Below are 1,817 nucleotides of genomic sequence, written 5' to 3'. Positions count from 1 at the left end.
CGGACAGCGCGCCGGCGAGCGCCTCCGCCGTCGCGTCGAGCACGTCCGACGGCGCGTCGAGCGCGGCCAGCCGCGCGGCCACGGCGCGGCGCAGCGCGCGGCCGTCCGCCCGGCGCAGCACCACCCGGTCGACGAAGCGCCCGACGGCGAGGCGCGCCGCGGGGTACGCCACCGCCGTCGCCACCCAGAGCGCGAGCAGCAGGGCGACGGCGCGCGGGTCGGTGGGGTCGGCGGCCAGCCGCGACGCCACGAACGGCGCGACGGCGAGGTAGGCGCTCAGCGCGCCGCCGATGAGCAGCACCGCGGCGAGCACGCGCTTCAGGAACAGGTCGGCCAGCGCGAAGCGGAAGTCCTGGTACAGGATCACCAGCGCCAGCGCCAGCGACGCGTGGTGCCCCACCAGCTCGGCCAGCACCGACTCGCGCTCGCGGCCGTGGTGCCCGAGGTGCAGCGCCATCACCGCGAAGGCCGCGAGCGCGGCGGCGGCGAGCGGCCCGCGCGCGCCCGGCGACCGGCGGAGCCGCACGGCCAGCGCCCCCAGCACCACGAGGTACCCGATCGACAGCAGGCGGAGCGCGTCGCCGGAGGTCGCCGCGTCGCCCGTCGCCGCGCTCCACGCGTGCATCGCCGCCGCCGCGGCGCTCAGCGCGTAGGCGCCCCCGGTGAGCGCCGCGCGGACGCGCCCCCGGTCGCCCTGCAGCGCGGCGTGCACGACGACCGCGGGGAGGAACCCGAGCGCGGCGTACGCGACGGCGCCGACCCACGCCGTGGCCCAGGTGAGCGGGCCCCCGAGCCCGAGCCCGGGGACGCCGTAGGCCACCAGCGCCCCGAGGTTCCACGCCAGCCCCAGCGCGGCGGTGGCCACCGGGATGCGGTCGCGGCGCGCGCCGCGGGCGGTGCGGAGCACCATCGTCGCCAGCATCGCGTACAGGGCGACGCCGGTGACGAAGCCGACCGCGTGGACGAGGGTGACGGTGTCTTCGCGCAGCATGGGGGTCCCCGGAACCTACACCCGCCCGGCGGGGGCGCCCACGCGGCCGGCACGAGCGGGCCGCCGGAGGGCACCGGCGGTCGGATCGCGCCCACGAGCGGTCGGCGACGCCCTCGGCGCCGCGGTCAGCGCACCGGCTCGTAGTGCATCACCATCGCGCCCGACGGCAGCTCGCGCCGGTCCACGAGGCGCAGCTCGAGCGGCGTCGGCAGCCCGGCGAACAGCGCAGGCCCGTGCCCCGCCACCCGCGGCTGCACCAGGAACGCGTACTCGTCGATGAGCCCGAGCTCGGCCAGCGCGCGCGGCAGCGCCACGCCGCCGGTGACCAGCCCCTTCCCCGGCTGCGCCTTCAGCCGCTCGACCTCGGTCCGGAGGTCGCCGCGCACGAGCGCCGCGTTCCAGTCCACGCGGTCGAGGGTGCGCGACACCACGTACTTGGGCATCGCGTCGATGCGCGCGCCGAACGGCCGCATCCAGTCGGGCATCGCCGCCACCTGCGCCGGCGAGCGCCACCCGGCCTCCATCATCTCGTACGTCGTGCGGCCGAACAGCAGCGCGTCGCCGCGGTCGAACATGTCGAGCGCGTGCCGGTGGACGTCGGGGGTCGCGACGATCGCCCGGTGGTCGCAGCAGCCGTCGAGCGTGAGGTTGATGGAGTAGCGGAGGGGGCGCATGCCGGAACGGTACGGCCCGCGCCGGCCGCGCGCACCGGTCAGGACACGCGCGCCCACGCGGCCACGGCGTTGCCCACCGCGCGCAGCGCGCCGGCACCGAACCAGAGCGCGAGCACCGTCGCCGGCACGTCGGCCGCCAGGGCGACCCGCGC

The 1,817-nt window shown here is 78.4% G+C and carries 1 protein-coding gene and 1 pseudogene; both read right to left on the bottom strand.

Features of this window, described 5'->3' with window-relative positions; translation table 11 throughout:
• Positions 1-991 (bottom strand): annotated as a pseudogene (locus PYV61_RS24970) (hypothetical protein); the annotation flags it as partial.
• Positions 992-1,116: 125 nt separating this feature from the next.
• On the bottom strand, positions 1,117-1,665 hold the full coding sequence (locus PYV61_RS24965) for a dihydrofolate reductase family protein (protein WP_275836592.1): 549 nt from the start codon (positions 1,663-1,665) through the stop codon (positions 1,117-1,119).
• Positions 1,666-1,817 lie beyond the last annotated feature (152 nt).

Source organism: Roseisolibacter sp. H3M3-2 (assembly GCF_029211165.1).
GTDB lineage: Bacteria > Gemmatimonadota > Gemmatimonadetes > Gemmatimonadales > Gemmatimonadaceae > Roseisolibacter.
This window is presented reverse-complemented; position numbering and strand designations above follow the sequence as displayed.

Coding starts and splice junctions, on each gene's coding strand:
- PYV61_RS24965 (WP_275836592.1), bottom strand. CDS start 1,665: ATGCGCCCCCTCCGCTACTCCATCAACCTCACGCTCGACGGCTGCTGC.